Consider the following 20,345-nt stretch of genomic DNA (forward strand, 5'->3'; position numbering starts at 1 on the left):
ATGTAGTGCGGCCTTGACGCGGTGATGACATCTCTGCGGCGTGTCTACGGCGTATCGAGCCGCGAGCCGCCGCGAATCAGAACAAGCCAAAGTCGTCGTTGCTATCCGGGATTGCGTTCAGCACGTCCCGAAGCGCTCGCCAGCCTGTCAGTCCCGCAAGACTTGCCCGGATCGCCATCCAGTGGCGGGCGCTCGTGGTCGCGCGCGTTCGCGAGATTCGATGCGCCACGATCTTCCGCGATTCCATCGATGCGCGCAGCAAAGGGCAGGTATGCATGTCATTCCTCCTGATACGAGTGCCGTTTAGCGCGCAGTGGCGTTTGCATTTGCAGCTGAAGTTTCAGCGACACGCGCCAGGATCGACGCAAACACGCCCTCTAGCGCAGTCGCGCCGAAGCGCCGCTCGCTGATCTCCGTTTCGACGTCGATGCGGCCCGCGTTATGCGCGTCGTACAGATCCGTGATGAGACGCGCGTGGTTCTCGCCGAGTCCCGCACCATGAAGCATGGCGGCCCATTCGCTGCGTGGCACTTCGTAGGCCGTGATCTGGCGATGCGCCAATGCACCGAGTGTGCGTGCGACATCTAACGCGCTGATGCGCGTTTCACCTTCGATACTCACCACTCGTGGTGACACCTTCGCCGGCCTGTCGTCGAGCAATAGTTCAGCGGCCAGCAGTCCGACATCCTCTGCAGCAACCGTCGGAAACATCTTGCTCAACGGATGATGCAGACTCGGCAGCACGCCTCTCGCGAGCGCGATCGGCAGCACGCGCGCCCAGTTATGCATGTGTTCGGCTGCGCGCAGAAACGTCAACTGCGAATCAATAGGTGCGAGTTGCGTCTCGAGGGCGTGGAAGAGCGTCGTGATGCCGGTGCCGCTCGCGTGTTCCGCGCCGTAGTCGGACAGCGCGAGCACCCGTTGCGGCGGGTCGGCGCGCAAAGTGTCAGCGCTCACGTCGATCATGCGCCGCATCGTGGTTGCGGGATCGGCGTCCGCGTGCGGCACTGGACAGAGTATCTGTACCGCGTCCGCGCCTTCGATGGCGCGCGCGACCGAAGCCGGATCGAGCAGATCGGCGATGGCGATTTCACAGCCGATTTTCGCTAACACTTCGCCTTGCCTCGCGTGGCGCACGACCGCGCGCACTCCGCGGCCCGCCCGGCGCAACGCCGCCGCGCTCACTCTGCCTACATTGCCTGCTGCTCCAAAGATGACGTACACGTTGAGCTCCTTCCTGGGTCGGTATGCGGCCATCTTAGGGAGACGGCGACGGAGAAACGCGCGGGCACGGATCGTCATGCGCAGATTCGGATGATTGTTTTTCCTTGTGGCGGCGCAGCACGCGTGTTGAGGCGGTGCGCGCCAAGCGGAGGAGCGAAAAACGCAGCACAATGCACATACGTTTGCCGCCATCCACGAGGAAAAGCAATGAACGCCGTGACACCGATACCGCAGCCGCACAGTGGCTCCCGCATCGCGCTGCTCTCGAGCAAGACGCTCGGCTGGCAGGGCTTCGGCGCGGAACTGGTCAACGTGTCGGCCGGGCTGCACCGGATTCCAGCGCTCAAATATCATCGCGTGGGTGTGCATGTCGGTGCGCCGGTCAAGGCGCGTTGCGTGTGCAATGAGCGCCGCTATTCGCGGATTCAGGCGCATGGCGATGCGGATGTTATTCCCGCGGGCGTCGACGGGCAGTGGACCGATGAAGCCGCCTGCACGATTTTCAGTGTGTGGATCGGCGAAGACTTCGCGCAGCGGACCGTGGAACAGCTGGAATTGAAGACGAGCGAAGCGCGGCTTCGTCCGCAGTTCCAGATGCGTGACCCGCGTTTTCAGCATCTGGCCTGGGCGTTACGCGCGGAACTCGAAGCGGACGATGCGTCTGATCCGCTCTACGCCGAAAGCCTGTGTACAGCAATGGTGGTGCGGCTGATCGGCAACGCGCCGGCGCTCGACAAACTCGAAAACAAACGTCGCACGCTTGCGCCGAAAACTGCAGCTCGCGTGATCGAGTTTATCGAAGCGAACCTCGATCAGCGCCTTACGCTTGGCGAACTGGCAGTGCATGCTGAGTTGAGTGTCCCGCATTTCAAGGCGCTGTTTCGCGAAACGCTCGGTATGCCGGTGCATCAGTATGTCGTCCAGCGGCGCGTGGAGCGGGCGAGAGCGCTATTGCTTCAAGGCAGGTTGAGCGCGAGTCAGATCGCGCTGGAAACGGGCTTTGCGCATCAGAGTCATATGGCGCATTGGATGGGGCGGTTGTTGGGCGTTACGCCGCGCGAGTTGGTCAAGTCAAGCGCGAATCCAGGCAGCATTGTGGAGCTCGACGCCTTCAATGCCCGTCGCATTGCAACACCGCGATAGACCTTAAAAACGCACTGCAGCATAAGCAGTTTGGAGGACCGGCTCTATTGCCCTCGATCGATTTGTATAGCTAAATACGCGGACTTCGCAACCGGAGGCCGTCACATGTCGAAATCGAAGGGTTCTCGCATCGTCGCCTGGGCGATCGCGGCCGCTCTCGCCAATGCGCCGCTCGCTGTGCTTCTCACCATCGCCACTCCGGTTGCCATCGAGCGCGCAGTCGCCGCGACGTCGACCACCAGCGCCGATGATTATGCGGCAACCCGCTATCCCATCGTCCTCGTCCACGGCCTCACTGGGACCGACAAATATCTCGGCGTGCTCGACTACTGGTACGGCATTCAGTCCGACCTCCAGCAGCACGGCGCAAGCGTGTATGTGGCGAACCTGTCGGGCTTTCAGAGCGATGACGGTCCGAACGGCCGCGGCGAACAGTTACTCGCTTACGTGAAGCAGGTGCTGGCCGCGACTGGCGCGCAGAAGGTGAACCTGATCGGCCACAGCCAGGGTGGCTTGACCTCGCGCTATGTCGCGGCGGTAGCGCCGGAACTCGTCGCTTCGGTCACCACGATCGGTACGCCGCATCGCGGTTCGGAGTTCGCCGACTTCGTGCAGGACGCGTTGCAAAAAGATCCGACCGGTCTTTCGACACCGATCATCGGCGCGTTTGCGAATATATTCGGTATCCTGACGAGTAGTAATCACAACACGAATCAGAATGCGGTAGCCGCGCTGCAGACGCTGACCACGGCTAACGCCGCGGCCTACAACTTGCGCTATCCGAGTGCCGGCCTCGGTGCGCCCGGTTCATGCCAAACGGGCGCCGCGACTGAAACCGTCAACGGCAACACGCATCTGCTGTACTCGTGGGCGGGCAGTGCGATTCAGCCGACCTCCGTGCTTGGCATCCCCGGCGCCACTGACACCAGCGTCGCGCCAATCGATTCCGCCAACCTCCTTGATGCTTCGACACTCGTCCTGTACGGCACCGGCACGATCATGCTGAGCCGCCGGTCGGGGCAGAACGACGGACTCGTCTCGGTGTGCAGCGCACTCTACGGCAAGGTGCTCGGCACGAGCTATAAGTGGAACCATCTTGACGAGATCAACCAGTTGCTCGGCGTGCGCGGCGCGAACGCGGCCGACCCGGTGGCAGTGATTCGCACGCAGGCCAATCGCCTGAAGACGCAAGGCGTGTGATCGGATGCGGCGATTGGATCGGCAGCAGGGTAGCGCGCGCGGTCAGTGGCTGGTTTTCGTGGCGGTGGGTGCGGTGTCGGCCGGCGCGGCATTGTGGTTGAACCGCCCGCCGTCCGCGCATGATGCGTCAGCGTTGCACGCGGTGAATGCAGCGAGCTCTGCGCAACCCGCGCTTGCTTCGAGCAAGGACATGGTGGCCGGCACGTCGACTGCCGGCGCATTGCCCGCTTCGCTCGACGGTTCGTCGCCACCGCATCTTCCAACCGATGGCCGCGGCCACCTCGCGCGCTCGCGTGCGGTCCGCGATTTCTTCGATTATTTCCTGACGGTGCAAAACGAAATCTCCGCTGCGACGCTCGATGCATTGGTGCGTCGCCAGATCGCCGCGCAACTCGACGGCACGCCGGCCGCCGACGAAGCGGTGACCGTCTGGCAGCGCTACAACGCTTATCGCACGGCGCTCGACCAGTTGCCACAAACCTCACCGGTCCAAAGCCAGAACGGCGCAAAGCTGGACCTCGACGCGTTGCAACTCGCACTCGATCAGCGCGATGCCTTGGGCACCCGTTTGATGGGCGAATGGAACGAGCCGTTCTTCGGAGCCGAATCGCAGCAGCAACATACGGATCTGGCGCGCCTGCGCATCGCGTCAGATGATTCGTTGAGCGCAGCGCAAAAAGCGGCGCGTCTCACCGCACTAGACGCGACACTGCCGCCGGAAACGCGCGCAGCCCACGAACGAGCGCGCCAGCAACAGGCCGCACTCGACGCGATCAGTCAAGCGCAGAAGCAGGGCGGTTCGCTCGATACGATGCGTGCGCAGATCACGCAGACACTTGGGCCTGAAGCGGCGCAGCGCGTCGTGCAGATGCAGCAGGCTGACGACGCCTGGCAAGCCCGCTACGCGGACTATGCGAGCCAGCGCGCGCAGATCGACAAACAGGGTTTGTCGCGTCAGCAACGCGACGCGCAGATTGCGCAGTTGCGCCAGCAGTTCTTCACCAATCCGAGCGACGTGATGCGCGCGGCGTCGCTCGATCGCGGCAGCGGTTCGGCAAACTGAACCCGCTATCGCGACCTGACAAGGCATCTCAACCCGGCGCGGCGCCCGTCAATTGCGAGTACACGTCATGCGACAGTTGCAACAGCACCTTGCGATCGATCCCGCCTGACACCGCATAGCCGAAGTCGCCGTCGACCCAGTAGAACACGTTCACTGGCCCGTCCTGATACAGCTTGAACGCAGTGGTATTCGAATTCACCTGACGGTGCGAAATGCACAGCGTCACGCGCTCGCCATTCGGCCCGCGATACATGAACTGCGCGGTCGGTCCATCGGCGCCCGGCAACAGGCGGCCGCCCGAAAGATTGAAACCGCTCTTCGAGAGCATCGGCGGATGCACGTTGGTGCCGAGCCGGTTTGACAGCCATTGCACGAAATCCTGCTCATGATCCGCAGTCATTTCGGCTGGACGGTCGACGGCGGGCATATAGACCACATGCGCCACCGCGGCCTGCCGCGCAAACATTTCCGAACTGTCCGCACTGACCGGGCGCGTGTTCGACTGACCGGCGACCGGCGCCACGACGTCCTGCCCCATATGCGTGCCGACGCCGATGCCCACGCCCAACACCAGCGCTGCCGCCATCCCCGCAAACTGCGGCCAGTTGGCGGCTATGCGCCAGCGGCGCCCACTGGCCAGAGGCGTTTGCAGACGTTTGGGCACGGGCTCGCTCAGCACGCGGTCATAGCGGTCATGAAACATGTTGTTCAGCGAGAAATAATCGCTGACGCGTGCGGCCAACTCGGGGTTCTGTTCGAGCGCGCGCTCCACCTCGACGCGTCGTTCGTCGGACAGCGTGCCGTCCACGTACGCGTGCAGTTCTTGTTCGCCGATCGGCGTGTGTTGGTCGCTCATCGCACCACCTGTAGTTTTGCACCGGGCTGCGTGCCCGCCATCAATGCCCGAAGCCGCTCGCGCCCACGCGACAGGCGCGACATCACCGTGCCGATCGGAATGTTCAGCGCCAGCGCCACGTCGGCGTAGCTCATTTCCTCGAGACCGACCAGCAGCACGACTTCGCGCTGCTCCATCGGCAGACGCTGCAGCGCGTAGTCGAGGTCGCGCATTTCCAGTGAACGGGTCTGGTCGGACTGCACGGCAAATTCGCTTTCGTGGACGCTGTCGTCGTCGACCGCTACGTGAACCGCGCGTGCGGAAGCCTTGCGCGCCTGATTGGCGAACACGTTGTGCATGATCGTGAACAGCCATGCACGCAGGTCGGTGCCCGGCTGGAACATGCCGGTACGGCCGAGCGCGCGTTCGAGCGTGTCCTGCACCAGATCGTCGGCGAGATCGCGATTGTTGATCAGCGCTCGCGCATAGCGCCGCAAGCGCGGCACATGCTCCATCAACTCGTCACGGACATCCATTTTCTATCCCAATCGTGGGGCTTCTCGTAGGCGCCGGGTGGGCAGCCGTCGATTGAACCACCACGCGTATTCGAGGTGCAAACACACGTGGGCACATTTTATTCCGTTGTTTTTGTCGCGTTGCGCAAAAACCTGGAAAGGGCTTAGCGCATCGTCATCACGTCGGCGGCGCGCATCAGGCCGTGGGTGCGGGCGTCGCCGGCGACCACGAAGCGCTGCCATTGCACCGTCCAGGTCAGCAACCTGATCTCGCCGATGCGCAGGGCGGCCCACTGCGGCTGCGCCGGCGCCAGCGGTGCCAGCGAGGAAATCAGCACGACGGGGCGGTTGTCGCCGTTCAGATAAATGAATTCGGTGGCGCGTTGGAGTGGACTGAGCGATAGGACCCTTTGATCCACCAGTCTCAACCCGATCGCCGCGAGGTTGGGCGCGGACACGTCGGTCCGCGTCGGCGAGGCGGCAGAATACTGTGCGGTGGCGGTTTCCGCCAACGCCATCACGGCCGCATTGTTGAGTGCCTGCCGGGATACCTGGGTGGCGGCCAGCCAGCCGCTCGCGGCGATCAGCGTTAGAACGAGCGCCACGACAGCGTTCACCACCTTGCCCCGGCGTTCCCCGGCCTTTAGCCGCCCGAGTACGCCGCGCCGTCCTTCGGCGCGGGTCGAAACGGGTTCGTCAGTTGTTTGGAAGGCCTGCTGCATTTGCGCGTTGAGCCTGTCGTAGAACGCTACGCGGCGTGCTTCCGCCGGATCCTTGCCCAGATAGTCCTCCAGAAACGCAGCGCGTTCCGGCGTCAGCGTGCCATCGGCGTAGGCCTGAATGTCGGCTTCGGAAGGCGGTGAATCGGAGGGAGGAGCGGTTGAGGTCATGGTTTCGGCATTCGTCGGATTTCAGCTATCGAGTGGCGAACACACGCAGGTGTGAGTTTATTCCACGTTCGAAGTTTGTTTCTTACGAAGCGCCAAGGCAGGAATAAAAGCCGGAAACCCGTGGTTATCCCTCATGCAAACCCGCACAAAACTCTCTGGAGTTCATCATGAAGAAGATCGCTTTTGCCGCATTGTCCCTCGTCGTTTTCGCTGCTTCGTCGAGCGTTTTTGCAGAAGGCAAGACACGTGCTCAGGTGTACCAGGAATTGATCGAAGCCCAGCAGAACGGCCTTGACTATGTCACTGATACATCGTATCCGGAAGTCAACCCCATCTTCGCCCAGCAGGTCGCGCACAACAAGGAAGCACTCGCCGCCAAGGCGGCCGCCGCGAACCATGTCGCGAGCGGCGCCGCGACCGCAGGCAGCGTCAATTGACCGTATCGATAGCCGGCGCGCACACGGAACGGACGCGCCGGACGTCGAATGGAATAGATCGCCGAATTCGGTGTTTGCCGATGAGTGCATCTTTCCGAGAGTCAAGGAGTCGTCGTGACAAAACCATCCGTTCCCAACGCTGCGCCTCCATGCATGCCATGCCGGCTCGCGGCAATTGGCGCGGTCGTCGCGGTTCTTGCCGGCGGCTTCGCTTATACGGCGGGCTGGCTGACACCTGCGCGGCTCACCGCGCCCCGTATCATCAACACTTTCGAAGCGGTGGCCGGCCAGGCTCATCCCGGCTATCGCCGCAACCATGCAAAGGGCCTGTGTGTGGCGGGGTATTTCGACAGTAGCGGCGACGGTTCGGTACTTTCACGTGCTGCCGTGTTCGCGCCGGGCCGCACGCCGGTCATCGGCCGCTTCGCGGTTCCAGGGGGCAACCCGTCCGCGCCCGACACGAGTTCACCGGTGCGCAGCATGGCGTTGCTGTTCCAACTGCAGAATGGCGAGCAGTGGCGCACTGGGATGAATTCGACACCTGTGTTCGCGGTTCATACACCCGAGCAGTTCTATCAGCAACTGGTCGCGGCGAAACCTGATGCCGCGACCGGCAAACCCGACCCCGCAAAGCTGAAAGCGTTTTATGCGGCGAATCCGGAGACCAAGCCGTTTCAAGCATGGGTGAAGGCGCATCCGCCGTCGTCGAGTCTGGCGAATGCCGCGTACTACAGCATCAACGCATTCCAGTTCACCGACAGCGCGGGCAATACTCGCGCCGTGCGTTGGGCGATGGTGCCTGAAACGCCGTATGCATCGATCACCGATGCGCAAAAGGAAGAGAAGAATTTCCTCGAAGCCGATCTCGATCAGCGTCTGCAAAATGGACCGTTGCGCTGGCATCTGATCCTGACGGTCGCGCAACCCGGCGATCCCATCGACGACGCGACGATGCAATGGCCCGACGATCGTCAGCATATCGACGCCGGCACGCTGGTGATCGATCACACGACGTCGCAGGAAGACGGTGCCTGTCGCGATGTTAATTTTGATCCGACCATCTTGCCGGCCGGTATCCGGCCTTCCAACGATCCGTTGCTCGCCGCGCGCTCGGCAGCGTACGCGCTGTCGTATAAGCGCCGCACGCGCGAAGAATCGTTGCATCCCGAGGTTCATCAAACGAAGTCGAACGGAGAGCGTTCATGACACAGACGCGTACCCATTTCAGTCCGCTAGCGCGACTCCTGCATTGGACGATGGCGCCACTGATCATCGCCATGCTGTTTATCGGCGTGGGAATGGTCGCGACGGTGTCGCGGGCGCATACCACGCTGATCGCGATTCACAAGCCGCTTGGGATAGCGCTGCTGCTGTTGGTGATACTGCGCGCGGGCGTGCGTATCCGGCGCGGCAGTCCGCCATTGCCGGCCTACATGCCGGCGCCGCAGCGTTTTGTCGCCAGGCTGTCGCATCTCATCCTCTATGCGCTGATGATCGCGATGCCGTTGATCGGTTGGGGGATGCTATCCGCCGGGGGATATCCGATTACGCTATACGGTCCCCTGCATTTGCCGCCGATCGCGCCGCATAACACGGAGCTGTTCGCGCTACTCCGTGCCTTGCATACATGGCTAGCATTCGCGCTGTTCGCCACGGTGCTGTTGCATCTCGCGGCGGCGCTGTTTCATGGTCTGATCCGCCGCGATGGGGTGTTTTCGAGTATGGCGCGCGGCGGACGTTAGCCCTTCACCCGTTCCGAGCGTGGATCATAGGGCGCCTTCAGATGCACGGTCGCCGGCAGTAGATCGCCGGCTACGTCGATCATGTATTGACCGCTATTCAGATACGCGGCATCGGCGACGCCGTCCGGATTGTTGATATAGCCCATCGCCACCGGACAGCCGAGCGTGTGCCCGAACGCTGCCGAACTGACGAAGCCGACCGGCTTGCCGTCACGCAGAATGGCTTCGCCACCCCACAGCATGCGATCGGCGGCGCCGTCGGCGGTGAGCACCACCATGCGGCGGCGCAGCGGCTCGGCGCGCAATTTCAACAACGCGTCGCGGCCGCGGAACGGGATGTCCTTATCGAGCTTGCAGGCAAATGACAGACCCGCCTCGAACGGATTTGTATCCGGCGTCAGTTCGCGACCCCAGGCGCGGTAGCCTTTCTCGATGCGCAAAGAGTCGATCGCGTAGTAGCCCGCGTTGACGAGGCCGAGTGCCTTGCCTGCCTGTTGCAAGGTTTCATACACGCTGACTGCGAACTCGACCGGCACGTACAGTTCCCAACCGAGTTCGCCGACGTAGGTGAGGCGGGTGGCGCGCAGCGTCGCATAACCGAGATCGACCTCGCGGCTCTGGCCGAACGCGAACGCCTCATTGCTCCAGTCCGCCTTCGACACGCTTTGCAGCAACTCGCGTGAACGCGGGCCCATTACAGCGAGCACGGCGTACTGGCCTGTGACGTCGACCAGCGTGCAGTGTTTGTCGCGCGGAATCGCTTTTTCGATGGTGTCGAAATCGCGCGTGGTTTGCGCGGTGCCGGTGACCAGCAGGTATTGATCGTCGGCGAGGCGCGTGAGCGTGAAATCCGATTCGTAGGTGCCGCGCTCGTTGAGCATGCCGGTGTAGACCGTCGTACCTGGCGGTACGGCTACGTCATTGGCGACGATGCCTTGCAGCACGCTCTCCGCATCGCGTCCTTTGACGAGAAATTTGGAGAACGACGTCATGTCGAATAGCGCGACGCCCTCGCGACATGCGCGATGTTCGGCGCCGCTCCACGGCAGCCAGTTTTGCTGGCCGAACGCGTAATCGATCTGTGCTTCTGCGGGTGTCGGCGCGAAAAAGTTGGCACGCTCCCAGCCCATTTTGCTGCCGAAGCAGGCGCCGTCATCGCGCAGCAGCGAATACAGCGGCGAGCGGCGGAACGGCCGCGCGCTGTCGAGTTCGCGATTCGGCCACGGCATCGCATAGTGCAGGCCGAGCGTTTCCTTCACGCGATCATGCAGCCAGGTGTCGTTGCCGTTAAAACGCGCAAAGCGGCGGATGTCGACCGGCCACAGGTCCATCGTCGGTTCGCCCGCGACGATCCATTCGGCGAGCGCCATCCCCGCGCCGCCCGCCGATGCGATCCCCATCGAATTGAAACCCGCGCCGATGAAAAAACGCCGCAATTCCGGCGCTTCGCCGAGCATGAAGTTGTTGTCCGGCGTGAACGATTCCGGGCCGTTGTAGAACTGCTTTACTTGCGCCGTTTCGAGCGCGGGCACGCGCTGCAACGCGTTTTCCATCAGGATTTCGAACTGATCCCAGTCGTCGGGCAGCAACTGGAATTCGAAGTTGTCCGGGATGCCGTTCATGCCCCACGGTTTCGCGTTCGGTTCGAAGCCGCCCATCACGAGACCGCCCACTTCTTCCTTGAAGTAGATGAAGCCATCCGGATCGCGCATCACCGGCAGGTCAGGATGCACGCCGGCAATGCGTTCGGTGACGATGTAGTAGTGCTCGGCCGAGTGCAAGGGCACGGTCACGCCGCACAGGCGGCCCACCGCCTTGGCCCATTGGCCCGCGCAATTCACGACGATGTCCGCGCCGATCGTGCCTTCTTCGCCGTCCTTGTTGCGCCACGCGAGGCCGCTGACTTCCCGTGCGCCTGTCGTGCCGTTTGCCTTGTCTTCGAGCGCGGTGCGCGTGTGAATCGCCGTGACCCGGGTGTTCTCGACGATGCGTGCGCCGCGCGTGCGTGCGCCGCGGGCGAGGGCCTGGGTCAGATCAGTGGGATTCGCTTTGCCGTCGCCGGGCAGCCAGACGGCGCCGAGCAGGTCGTCGGTGCGCATCACCGGCCATAGATCGCCGGCTTCCTGCGGGCTGATTACGTCGCACGCCACACCGTAGGCGCGCGCGACAGCGGCGGTGCGCTTGAGCTGCGTCATCCGCTCGGCCGTGCGGGCCACCGAGAGCGAGCCGCATTGTTTCCAGCCAGTCGCGAGGCCGGTGTCGGCTTCTAGTTCGGCGTAGAGGGCGGTCGAGTAACGGATCAGTTTGGTCATGCTTTCCTGCGCGCGCAGTTGGCCGACGAGGCCGGCCGCGTGCCAGGTCGTGCCACACGACAACTGACCCTGTTCGAGCAGAACCACATCGGTCCAACCCAGTTTGGTCAGGTGATAGGCGACCGAGCAGCCAATGATGCCGCCCCCGATGATGGCGACACGGGCGTGGGTGGGAATGGGTGTGGACATATGTGGAAATTGGTTGAATTAACGTGCGTAGATTGCAACAAAATTTGGCAAAAAGCAACGATCGATTTGGCTGATGTGGGATCAAAGGATGTCGCGGATACGTCAGTAACAGACGGCCGCCCTACCTTTTTATAACCAAGTAGGTTAATATCAATCGGAGGCAAGAGTGGAAAAAAATACGCCTCACTGCAAGTTGGCCGATGTCCAGGGCTTGGCGAGTGCAGGGAAGATCAGAATCACGAAATCGGCCGTGATCGGGGCTGCGGCACTCGGCTTCGGGCCTGCGGCGATTGTCGAAACGGTGATGTCCCTCGATCGGCGTGCTTTCAGAAAAAGCATGACTACGTACGCGGACCACCGGGTCTGGCAGGACGTCTACTGCGCCATGACCGAAGCAGGCATGGTCTATTTGAAACTGACGGTGGTCGACGACGTCCTCGTCGTGTCATTCAAGGAGTGGTGAGCATGAAGTGCCCGAATTGCGGAGCGGCCGAACTGGTGCGGGATACGCGCAATATGCGCTATGTCTACAAAGGGGAAACAGCCGTCTTCGAGGCCGTCACCGGCGACTATTGCCCGGCATGTGAAGAGGCTGTGCTCGACATGGACGAGGCGACCCGCACGGGTCAAATGATGCTTGCCTTCAACAAGGAGGTGAATGCATCGCAAGTAGATCCCGCATTCATTGCCGCCGTCCGCAAGAAGCTTGAGCTGGATCAGCGCGAGGCAGCGGAAATTTTCGGTGGCGGCGTGAACGCTTTTTCGCGGTACGAGAATGGCAAAACCAAGCCGCCGCTCGCGCTAATCAAGCTGTTGAAGGTGCTGGATCGCCATCCCGAGTTGCTGGCGGAAGTAAGGGCAGGTTGAGTTTTAATGCTGTTTTAGCATGCCGATTGTGGATTTATATGGGAATGCGTTGAGATTTCTTGGCGAACCATGAGGTGTTTGCTAGACTGGGCACCGTCTCCCGGTCTCGATCCTATGTTCTCCACCCAACGCCAAGCTGAAATCCTGCGACTCGTCCGCGACGAGCGTACCTGCACGATCACCGATCTTGCCGGCCGCTTCGAGGTGTCTGACGAGACCATCCGCCGCAATATCAAGCCGTTGATCGCGGACGGCCTGCTCATCAAGGTCCACGGTGGCATCATGCTGCCCGAGCGGCTCGACGAGCCGCCGTTCCAGCGGCGCATGGTGGCAAGCCGCGAGGGCAAGCAGGCGATCGGCGCGCGCATCAGCGAACTCGTGCGGGACGGCGACTCGCTGATCCTCGAGGGTGGTACGACCTGCTTGCACATCGCCCAGGCTCTTACCGCGCGCTCGCGGCTCACGGTAGTGACCAATTCCATCGAAGTCGCTCGCGTGCTGGCGCCGCGCAACGGCAACCGGGTGTTCATCGCGGGTGGCGAACTGCGTGCTGACGACTCCGCTGCAGTCGGCGACAGCGTGCTTGCCTTCCTGCGCCAGTTCCATGTGCGCTACGCAATCGTGTCGGTCACCGCGATCGACCTGCAGGGCCGTTTCATGGACGCACTGCCCGCCGACGTGGCGTTTTCGCTCGCCGCCTTTGCGCAAGCCGAACGGCGCGTGGTCGCGGCGGATCACGCGAAGTTCGGCCACAGCGCGCTGGTACATGCTTTCGGCCCGGATGCGGTCGATCTGCTGGTCACCGATGAGGCGCCAACGCCGGCGCTCGCTCAGGTGTTCGCGGCAGCGGGGCTGGAAGTGAGCGTCGGGGCATCCAGCGACCCTGCACTCTGAGCGAAGCCAGGCCATCCGTCCCTTGCACTGCCTTGGAAGCCGTCTCTACAGCTAATTTCGTCCGACGCGTAAAATGGCCGGTTACCACGGGCAATCTATGCCGGGCTGAAACTGCGCGGGCAGTCGCCGTTCGTCGCCTGCCGCGCCGATTCCGCGTCCGCGCACGGTTGCCCCCGCCGGCTTGAAAAGGAATGGACCCTGATGTCGTCAGTTTTCTTCGATCGGGAAAGGATTACGGAATGGCTGGGCGACCACACCGTCGCCAAGGCACGCTCGGTCGGCGCAGTCACGAACGTGAAATGGGACGGCGCCAAGCTCAGCGGCTATGTGCAGGGCTCACGGGTGCTGCCCTACCACACGCAAGTGCGGTTCCGCACTGATGGCGGCAGACCGTGGGCGCAGAGCGAATGCAGTTGCCCGGTCAGCCGCAATTGCAAGCATGTCGCCGCGCTGCTGCTCGCCGAGCTCGAGTATCACGACGAGATGGATCACATCACCAACGTCGACACTGGCATCGACTCCGATGAGCGCCCGTCCGCCGGTTACCCTCAGGCGCCGTCCGGATCAGCGATGCAACCGCCATCCGGCGTACGTCCCGAACTGGTCAGCTGGCTCGAGCGTTTTCGCGCACGCGCCGAGGCCGCCGATGCAGTCGCCCAGAAGGCGGGCGCCGCACGCACCCAAACGCTCGCCTACCTGCTGAACTGGTCCAAGTTCCACATGCGCCACGAAGTCGTGCTGTACCGGGCGCACTGCAATCCGGACGGCACGATTGTCGAAGTCGACGAGCCCTGGGGCAATGTGGAAGCCGCCTTGCTCAAGCAACCCAAGTTTGTCTCCGACGAAGACCTGTCGATCCTGCGCGGTTTGTGGCTGGGCCGCTCGCGCGAGGATTTCGGCCAGTTCGTTCTGCGCGGCACGAGCGGCGCGGAGATGTTGCAAAAGCTGATGGCCACGGGGCGCCTGTTCTTCGAGTTCAAGCCGGCGCCGGGTCACGACGGACCGACGCCTTTGTCGCGCGGCGCCACCCGGCCCGGGCGGATCGAATGGGAACCGCTGGCGGATGAACGCCTGCGGCCAGTGCTGTGCACTGAGCCGCGCGCCACCATGGTGCTGCCCACCGAGCCGATCTGGTACGTGGACGGTGTCGCGAATGAAGCGGGTTTCGTCGAATCGTCGTTGCCGTTCCAGCAGTTGCCCGACTACCTCGCCATGCCGCCGATCTCGCTCGCCGAAGCGCCGCTCGTCGCCTCGGTGTTGCGTGAGATCGCGCCCGATTTGCCGCTGCCGCCCACGCACGACGCCTCCGCGATTCGCGTGATCGACGTCGATCCCGTGCCGGTGCTCACGCTCAATAGCCACGCGCTGCCGTCCACAGCCAAGGCGGGGCAACGAAAATCAGAGGCAGTCGAACTGGCCGGCGTCAGCTTCGATTACGACGGCGTTAGCATCAATGTCGACAGCAGCGTCACCCTCGTACCCATGCCGGGCGGCGACGTCATCCATATCCGCCGCCGCTACGAAGCCGAAAAGAAGCGCTTACTCGAACTGCGCAAGACCGGCCTGCAGAAAGTCCCGACCAGCCGCGTGTACGCGTCGCGGCTTTTGCCTGACACGATGCTCGGCCTGCCCGATGCCGAATCCTGGTCCGCCTTTGTCAACGACGCTGTACCTGAGCTCGTGAGCAAAGGCTGGCGCGTGACGATGGCGCCCGAGTTCCGCTACAACATCATCGAGATCGACGCGATCGACGGCACCGCGCAGCAGGCGGGCGACGGCTGGTTCGATCTGGAGATGGGCATCCGCATCGGCGAGCGCAATGTGCGGCTCGAGCCGCTGCTCGCCGATCTGTTCCGGCGCGACCGTCGCTGGCTCGGCGGCGCGCTTGAAGCGATCGCCGACGACGAACCGATCGAGCTGAAGACCGAAGAAAACAAGCGCCTGCGTTTGCGCGCCGACCGGCTGAAGCCGGTGGTGCGCGTGCTGGTCGATCTGTTCGACGCACTGGGCGGCACGTTGGCCGAAGGCGCGCCGCTGCGGGTGCCCTCCGTCGATGCGGGCCGCCTCGAAGCCTTGAACAGCACAGGCCGCTGGCAATTCCAGGGCGACGATTCGATTCGCCAGCTGGCGCAGCGTCTGCAGGCCGGCCCGGGCTTGCACGAGGTGCCGGTACCGCGTGGTCTGAAGGCGGAACTGCGTGCGTATCAGCAGCAGGGCCTGAACTGGATGCAGTTTTTGCGCGAACACGATCTGGCCGGCGTGCTCGCCGACGACATGGGGCTCGGCAAGACCGTGCAGACGCTCGCGCACATCCTCGCGGAGAAGGAAGCAGGGCGGCTCAACCGTCCCGCGCTGATCGTCGTGCCGACCACGCTCGTGCACAACTGGCGCGAGGAAGCGCGGCGCTTCGCACCCGATCTGAAAGTGCTGGTCCTGAACGGCCCGCAGCGCAAGGAGCGTTTTGAGCAGATCGGCGAACACGACCTGATTCTGACGACTTACGCGTTGCTGTGGCGCGATCAGAAGGTGCTCGCCGAGCATGACTATCACCTGCTGATCCTCGACGAGGCGCAGTACGTGAAGAATGCCAGTACCAAAGCCGCACAGGCGATCCGCGGATTGCGCGCGCGGCATCGGCTGTGTTTGACGGGGACGCCGCTGGAGAATCACCTCGGCGAACTGTGGTCGCAGTTCGACTTTCTGTTGCCGGGCTTTCTCGGCAGCCAGAAAGACTTCACCAAGCGTTGGCGCAATCCGATCGAGAAGAACGGCGATGGCGTGCGCCGCGCGCTGCTGGCGCGCCGCATCCGGCCGTTCATGCTGCGCCGTCGTAAGGACGAGGTCGCGAAGGAGTTGCCGGCCAAGACCACCATCGTCTGTTCAGTCGATCTGGAGGGCGCGCAGCGCGATCTATACGAAACAGTGCGGACGGCCATGCAGGAGCGGGTGCGTGCGGCGGTCAGCGCGCAGGGCCTCGCGCGCAGCCACATTATCGTGCTCGATGCCTTGCTGAAGCTGCGCCAGGTGTGCTGTGATCCGCGTCTCGTGCGGAAAATCAGGGTTGATGAGGCGCCGGGGGAATCAGGCGAACCGGGCGGGAAGCGCGGCAAAGTGGAAAAAGCGGAAAGGGTCGAAAAGGGCGCACGTGTCACGCGTTCGGCCAAGCTCGATTTGCTCCTGTCGATGCTGCCTGAATTGATCGAGGAAGGACGCCGCGTGCTGCTGTTCTCGCAGTTCACCGGCATGCTGGCGCTGATTGCCGACGCGCTCGAGGAAGCCGCGATTCCCTACGTCATTCTGACTGGCGACACGACGGACCGCATCACGCCGGTCGAGCGCTTCCAGCAAGGCGAGGTGCCCTTGTTCCTGATCAGCCTGAAGGCAGGTGGAGTAGGTCTGAACCTGACCGCTGCGGATACCGTGATTCATTACGACCCGTGGTGGAATCCTGCTGCCGAGAATCAGGCGACCGACCGCGCCCATCGGCTGGGGCAGGATAAGCCCGTATTTGTCTACAAGCTGATTGCCGCGGGCAGTATCGAAGAAAAGATCGTGGAGTTGCAGGAGCAGAAGGCGGGACTTGCCGACAGCATTCTCTCCGAAGACGCCGCCGGCGCCGCCAAGTTCTCGGACGACGACCTCGACGCACTATTCGCGCCGATGCCCGAGATTGAAAGTGGCAGGTGAGAAGTGCAGGCTGCGCGCGCCGCGGAGATTCCGACTGCGGCGTGACGCGCCTCCAAAAGCGCAAGGTTCCCCGCCAACCCGTCAATCCCCGTTTGCTCGCTTGATGAAGCATGTTGAATTCCATGTGCACTGAGGGGAATTCGAGCGACCGTATAAAAAATACTTTTCTGTTCCCCTACGTTCTTCAGCATTCCGGTGTATTCCACCAGTCTTGATGACCGGCAGGAACTGGTATTGACGATGAGTAAACGCCTACGCAAGATGCGTGTGACGGTGTTACATCGGAGCGAATCATGCCGGTTGTTCGAAGTTTCACGCGAGGGCAATGGGAGGCACTTGGACGCAGACTGGGTGCGCTCCCGGAAAAGGGCAAAGATGAACAGCACCTCAAGGTGGGAGACGGCGTTAAATCCATTCGGACGCAAATTGGCGCGGCGAGGGAGAAGGGCTACACGCTGAATGAGTTGATAGAGCAGGCAGCGCAGGAAGGCATCGACGTGAAAACGCGTCATTTTCGTCTCCGGTGACGACAAGGACGCAAAGGCAGTGGTGATCGGACTCGTCAACGATTTTGGCTACGCACCAGTGGATCTTGGCGGTCTGGTTTCGGGCGGTCGCATGCAGCAAGCGGGTGGTCCGATTGCTGGCCACGACTGGGTCGTCGCATAGGACTGCAAGGTATGCAAACCAATGTCGCGTTATGTCGGGAAGCAGAGCGGCTGGATGTCCGGTTGTCTTTGTGATCTGCCGTTGGCGGGACGCCACTTCGACTGTCGAGGCCAGAGGGGCCAGCCGCGAGCCACCTGGTCCTCGCACGGCAGATGTGTATAGATGGATTGCGGTGATAACGCGGGTTATCGCCGCAAAACTCGCCAAGGCATTGTGGAGCAGAGCGGTGGCGATAACACCCGTTATCGTGGCAAACGTCGGCGAGGCGTTGTAGAGCAGGGCGCTCTAAGCGGTGTTGGCGCGATTTTGCAACGCGCAGGGCACGGAAAGTCTGCTGGTCGGCCATTGCCGCCGTTCGAACATCTTGGCTTGCACGTCTGCTATGCGCTACTGACCGGACGCTTACAACCTAACGCCTGCCAAAGTCCTGCCGAAATTCAGCGGATGCGTGCTCTCGACCCAAACGAGATACCCCGCGAAAATCCCTGAACGACCGCTTTGGGCGAGCGGGCCGTCGCTTGAATTGACTGGATCAAACGAAGCACCGTAGCTATCTTTCTCAAAGGTCATGCCCCATTCCCGCTCGGACAGGCCTAACAACGAGCGAAGCGAGTGTCTCGGTGGCCTATCCTCCGGGGGCACCACGACGGGAGGACCAATGCGATCTATTTCCCGGGCTTGATTGGATCAAGCCCCGTCTTGCCGAATACTGCCGATGCTGTCGGCGTTCTCAGGTAAGAAATGAGGGCTGCGGCGCCTTCCCGCTCCTGCGCGTTAGTTGATAAGGCGGCGGAAATGACGCTTGCCTTCTGGACTTCTTGCGGGAGCGCCCCGACGTACTGGATCCCCTGAATGGCGCGAAGTTCACTGATCTGTTGCAATCCAAGTTCAGCGTCGCCGCGCTCAATGGCCGTTCCGACCAGTTCCTTCCCTTTGATTTGAATACTCCTGGCTTTCATTTGATGCGCGATGCCAAGCTTGGGGAACAACGTCTCAGTAATATAGGTGCCGCTAGCTCCTTCAGAGAATGCTACAGATTTTGCTGCGAGCAGTGCACTACGTAGTGCTTCCACAGTACTGACATCCGGCTTCGGCATGCCGACCTGGACCGCGACGCCAATTCGGGACGCAACGAGATCTGTGCGAGTGTCCGGGAGAAACTTGCCCTGTCTGATCTGTTCGTCCAGCGCAGGGCGGATCATGAAGCAGACGTCCATTGCTTCGCCATTCTTAATGCGCATGGGTAACGCGTCAGCGGACGTACCGTATGAAGGCCCCCACGATATGACGAGGTGATTCCCGGTCTGCCGTTCATACCCTGGTCCGAGCTCCCTAAACGCTGCTGAGAGCGCTCCAGTTGCCAGAACATGAACGTCAGCGGCATGAACCGCATTTGACAATAGTGACGCGGTGCAGAGTGCGGCAGACACGGTCGCGCGTCGGAGCTTTGCAATGTTGATGACCATCGGATTATCCTTTTCTAGTAAAGCTACGGTTTTTTCAGGTGTCGAATCTCACTGCATGTACTGACATGCAGTGGCTTCAGGGAAGATGTCGCTGGCAGGAAGCACAAATTTGCGCATGCTCCAGCAATGGGTGCGGTCGGTTGGGAACCCGGCCGGACCGAAGATCCGCAAAACCATCCGGCTCTCAGAAGAGAAGCCCGCAACTGCACAGCGATTCTGCAAATATCCACACGAAATCCAGGAGGGGTACCATCTGCTGCGCCGACAAAACGTCGCCTCCTACAGGTTGCCGCTCCGGACGCCAATCGCGAGATGATCCGCAGACTTGGCCGCGGCGCTACGATGCGGTCTGATTCGGCATCGACAATCGACCTTTTCACGTTAAGCACGGCAGACCCACTGTCTATGGCGAACCACACGAATCAACAACCGCAATCGAACGCTACCCCATCGAATCGATCGCTCGAACGCGGGCTCGAACTGCTGCGCGCGTTCGGTCCCGGTGCAACACTTCTCGGCAATGGAGAACTCGCGGAACGCACCGGCCTGCCGAAGGCAACGGTGAGCCGCCTTACGCGAACGCTCGTCGAGGCGGGTTATCTCGAGCACGATGCGGCACGCAGGGCGTACAGACTGGGCCTGCCGGTGCTCAGTCTGGCGCAGGCGTTGCGCAGCGGATCCACGGTACTGAATGCTGCAGGACCGCTAATCCGCGACACTGCCCAGGCAAAGCGCATCAATGTCGGAATCGCGGGCGCCGACCGGGAAGAGATGGTCTACCTTGAGTCCATTCGCTATAACCAGCGAGCCTCACTACGTACGATCGTCTCGGGACAACGCGTGCCGATGGAACTGACTTCGCTCGGGCGCGCGTACCTCGCAGCGCTGCCGCAGACGGAATTCACCGCCCTGATGGACGCGTTCAAGCGGCGCAAACGGAGCGGCTGGGAGCGTCTCGCGCGGGAGATCGGCGAAGCTGTAGACGATGTGCGCCGAAGAGGCTTCTGCGTTGCAAGCTGGCAACCGGAAGTGATCGCACTCGCGACACCCCTCGCCATTCCCGGACATCGTTTGCTGGTCCTGAACTTTAGCGTCCGCACGGCGGCGTCAAACGACAGCGTTGTAAGCGAACTGGCAGCGCCCCTGCTGGGTCTGCGCGACGAGATTACGGCCGCATGCGCGCGCCTGGAAGGCTGAAGACTGCAAGCTTCT

Annotated in this window: 19 protein-coding genes; 12 read left to right on the forward strand and 7 right to left on the reverse strand. The window is 62.2% G+C overall.

Annotated features, from left to right (window positions below; translation table 11 throughout):
• Positions 1–76: 76 nt before the first annotated feature.
• The gene (locus tag M0D66_RS32400; protein WP_200652818.1) at positions 77–277 is read right to left on the reverse strand and encodes a hypothetical protein; all 201 of its coding nucleotides are present in this window, start codon (positions 275–277) and stop codon (positions 77–79) included.
• A 26-nt stretch (positions 278–303) separates the two neighbouring features.
• A complete protein-coding gene (locus M0D66_RS32405; protein WP_211708749.1) occupies positions 304–1,224 on the reverse strand; it encodes an NAD(P)H-binding protein in 921 nt (306 codons plus the stop codon).
• 207 nt (positions 1,225–1,431) lie between these two features.
• On the opposite strand from M0D66_RS32405, the gene M0D66_RS32410 reads away from it, so the two are divergent.
• The 3 genes from M0D66_RS32410 (at position 1,432) to M0D66_RS32420 (ending at position 4,630) form a co-directional block, all read left to right on the forward strand.
• On the forward strand, positions 1,432–2,367 hold the full coding sequence (locus M0D66_RS32410) for an AraC family transcriptional regulator (protein ID WP_211708748.1): 936 nt from the start codon (positions 1,432–1,434) through the stop codon (positions 2,365–2,367).
• Between the two features lie 105 nt (positions 2,368–2,472).
• A complete protein-coding gene (locus M0D66_RS32415; protein ID WP_211708747.1) occupies positions 2,473–3,567 on the forward strand; it encodes a triacylglycerol lipase in 1,095 nt (364 codons plus the stop codon).
• Positions 3,568–3,571: 4 nt separating this feature from the next.
• A complete protein-coding gene (locus tag M0D66_RS32420; RefSeq protein WP_211708746.1) occupies positions 3,572–4,630 on the forward strand; it encodes a lipase secretion chaperone in 1,059 nt (352 codons plus the stop codon).
• Between the two features lie 28 nt (positions 4,631–4,658).
• On the opposite strand, the gene M0D66_RS32425 is transcribed toward M0D66_RS32420, so the two are convergent.
• The 3 genes from M0D66_RS32425 to M0D66_RS32435 form a co-directional block, all read right to left on the reverse strand.
• A complete protein-coding gene (locus M0D66_RS32425; protein ID WP_093638673.1) occupies positions 4,659–5,486 on the reverse strand; it encodes an anti-sigma factor in 828 nt (275 codons plus the stop codon).
• Positions 5,483–6,001 (reverse strand): sigma-70 family RNA polymerase sigma factor, encoded by a 519-nt coding sequence (locus M0D66_RS32430; protein ID WP_093638677.1) that lies wholly within the window; start codon positions 5,999–6,001, stop codon positions 5,483–5,485. The genes M0D66_RS32425 and M0D66_RS32430 overlap by 4 nt, the downstream gene beginning before the upstream one ends.
• Positions 6,002–6,144: 143 nt before the next feature.
• Positions 6,145–6,870 (reverse strand): anti-sigma factor, encoded by a 726-nt coding sequence (locus M0D66_RS32435; protein ID WP_093638682.1) that lies wholly within the window; start codon positions 6,868–6,870, stop codon positions 6,145–6,147.
• A 167-nt stretch (positions 6,871–7,037) separates the two neighbouring features.
• Between M0D66_RS32435 and M0D66_RS32440 the strand changes: the two genes are divergently transcribed.
• From M0D66_RS32440 to M0D66_RS32450, 3 genes are all read left to right on the forward strand, one after another.
• Positions 7,038–7,307, forward strand: a complete 270-nt coding sequence (locus M0D66_RS32440; protein WP_093638685.1) for a DUF4148 domain-containing protein — start codon at positions 7,038–7,040, stop codon at positions 7,305–7,307.
• Between the two features lie 114 nt (positions 7,308–7,421).
• Entirely contained in the window at positions 7,422–8,513 is a 1,092-nt protein-coding gene (locus tag M0D66_RS32445) for a catalase family peroxidase (RefSeq protein WP_280519188.1), read from the forward strand.
• The gene (locus M0D66_RS32450; protein WP_200652812.1) at positions 8,510–9,049 is read left to right on the forward strand and encodes a cytochrome b; all 540 of its coding nucleotides are present in this window, start codon (positions 8,510–8,512) and stop codon (positions 9,047–9,049) included. The genes M0D66_RS32445 and M0D66_RS32450 overlap by 4 nt, the downstream gene beginning before the upstream one ends.
• Here M0D66_RS32450 and M0D66_RS32455 read toward each other — a convergent pair.
• The gene (locus M0D66_RS32455; RefSeq protein ID WP_266212564.1) at positions 9,046–11,550 is read right to left on the reverse strand and encodes an FAD-dependent oxidoreductase; all 2,505 of its coding nucleotides are present in this window, start codon (positions 11,548–11,550) and stop codon (positions 9,046–9,048) included. The two genes, M0D66_RS32450 and M0D66_RS32455, sit on opposite strands and share 4 nt — an antisense overlap.
• 166 nt (positions 11,551–11,716) lie before the next feature.
• Here M0D66_RS32455 and M0D66_RS32460 point away from each other — a divergent pair, with 166 nt between their 5' ends.
• From M0D66_RS32460 to M0D66_RS32480, 5 genes are all read left to right on the forward strand, one after another.
• Positions 11,717–12,013: a type II toxin-antitoxin system MqsR family toxin gene (locus M0D66_RS32460; RefSeq protein WP_200619233.1), complete on the forward strand. Its 297-nt coding sequence runs from the start codon at positions 11,717–11,719 to the stop codon at positions 12,011–12,013.
• Positions 12,014–12,015: 2 nt separating this feature from the next.
• Positions 12,016–12,417 (forward strand): type II toxin-antitoxin system MqsA family antitoxin, encoded by a 402-nt coding sequence (locus M0D66_RS32465; protein ID WP_093638698.1) that lies wholly within the window; start codon positions 12,016–12,018, stop codon positions 12,415–12,417.
• Positions 12,418–12,531: 114 nt separating this feature from the next.
• Complete coding sequence (locus tag M0D66_RS32470; protein ID WP_211708743.1) at positions 12,532–13,311, forward strand: DeoR/GlpR family DNA-binding transcription regulator; 780 nt, start codon at positions 12,532–12,534, stop codon at positions 13,309–13,311.
• 201 nt (positions 13,312–13,512) lie between these two features.
• Complete coding sequence (locus M0D66_RS32475) at positions 13,513–16,998, forward strand: DEAD/DEAH box helicase (protein WP_211708742.1); 3,486 nt, start codon at positions 13,513–13,515, stop codon at positions 16,996–16,998.
• Positions 16,999–17,291: 293 nt separating this feature from the next.
• A complete protein-coding gene (locus M0D66_RS32480; protein ID WP_234486665.1) occupies positions 17,292–17,525 on the forward strand; it encodes a hypothetical protein in 234 nt (77 codons plus the stop codon).
• A gap of 807 nt (positions 17,526–18,332) precedes the next feature.
• On the opposite strand, the gene M0D66_RS32485 is transcribed toward M0D66_RS32480, so the two are convergent.
• Entirely contained in the window at positions 18,333–19,133 is an 801-nt protein-coding gene (locus M0D66_RS32485) for a substrate-binding domain-containing protein (protein ID WP_211708552.1), read from the reverse strand.
• 405 nt (positions 19,134–19,538) lie between these two features.
• Between M0D66_RS32485 and M0D66_RS32490 the strand changes: the two genes are divergently transcribed.
• Complete coding sequence (locus tag M0D66_RS32490) at positions 19,539–20,330, forward strand: IclR family transcriptional regulator (protein WP_211708553.1); 792 nt, start codon at positions 19,539–19,541, stop codon at positions 20,328–20,330.
• Positions 20,331–20,345: the final 15 nt, after the last annotated feature.

Origin of the sequence: Paraburkholderia sp. SECH2 (assembly GCF_030464795.1) — a bacterium.
Classification (GTDB): Bacteria; Pseudomonadota; Gammaproteobacteria; order Burkholderiales; family Burkholderiaceae; genus Paraburkholderia; species Paraburkholderia aspalathi.

Bases quoted from the DNA above. Each gene is read 5' to 3' on its own strand.
- M0D66_RS32400 (WP_200652818.1), bottom strand. From the start codon at position 277: ATGCATACCTGCCCTTTGCTGCGCGCATCGATGGAATCGCGGAAGATC.
- M0D66_RS32410 (WP_211708748.1), top strand. From the start codon at position 1,432: ATGAACGCCGTGACACCGATACCGCAGCCGCACAGTGGCTCCCGCATC.
- M0D66_RS32415 (WP_211708747.1), top strand. From the start codon at position 2,473: ATGTCGAAATCGAAGGGTTCTCGCATCGTCGCCTGGGCGATCGCGGCC.
- M0D66_RS32420 (WP_211708746.1), top strand. From the start codon at position 3,572: ATGCGGCGATTGGATCGGCAGCAGGGTAGCGCGCGCGGTCAGTGGCTG.
- M0D66_RS32425 (WP_093638673.1), bottom strand. From the start codon at position 5,486: ATGAGCGACCAACACACGCCGATCGGCGAACAAGAACTGCACGCGTAC.
- M0D66_RS32430 (WP_093638677.1), bottom strand. From the start codon at position 6,001: ATGGATGTCCGTGACGAGTTGATGGAGCATGTGCCGCGCTTGCGGCGC.
- M0D66_RS32435 (WP_093638682.1), bottom strand. From the start codon at position 6,870: ATGACCTCAACCGCTCCTCCCTCCGATTCACCGCCTTCCGAAGCCGAC.
- M0D66_RS32440 (WP_093638685.1), top strand. From the start codon at position 7,038: ATGAAGAAGATCGCTTTTGCCGCATTGTCCCTCGTCGTTTTCGCTGCT.
- M0D66_RS32450 (WP_200652812.1), top strand. From the start codon at position 8,510: ATGACACAGACGCGTACCCATTTCAGTCCGCTAGCGCGACTCCTGCAT.
- M0D66_RS32455 (WP_266212564.1), bottom strand. From the start codon at position 11,550: ATGTCCACACCCATTCCCACCCACGCCCGTGTCGCCATCATCGGGGGC.
- M0D66_RS32465 (WP_093638698.1), top strand. From the start codon at position 12,016: ATGAAGTGCCCGAATTGCGGAGCGGCCGAACTGGTGCGGGATACGCGC.
- M0D66_RS32470 (WP_211708743.1), top strand. From the start codon at position 12,532: ATGTTCTCCACCCAACGCCAAGCTGAAATCCTGCGACTCGTCCGCGAC.
- M0D66_RS32475 (WP_211708742.1), top strand. From the start codon at position 13,513: ATGTCGTCAGTTTTCTTCGATCGGGAAAGGATTACGGAATGGCTGGGC.
- M0D66_RS32480 (WP_234486665.1), top strand. From the start codon at position 17,292: ATGCCGGTTGTTCGAAGTTTCACGCGAGGGCAATGGGAGGCACTTGGA.
- M0D66_RS32485 (WP_211708552.1), bottom strand. From the start codon at position 19,133: ATGGTCATCAACATTGCAAAGCTCCGACGCGCGACCGTGTCTGCCGCA.
- M0D66_RS32490 (WP_211708553.1), top strand. From the start codon at position 19,539: ATGGCGAACCACACGAATCAACAACCGCAATCGAACGCTACCCCATCG.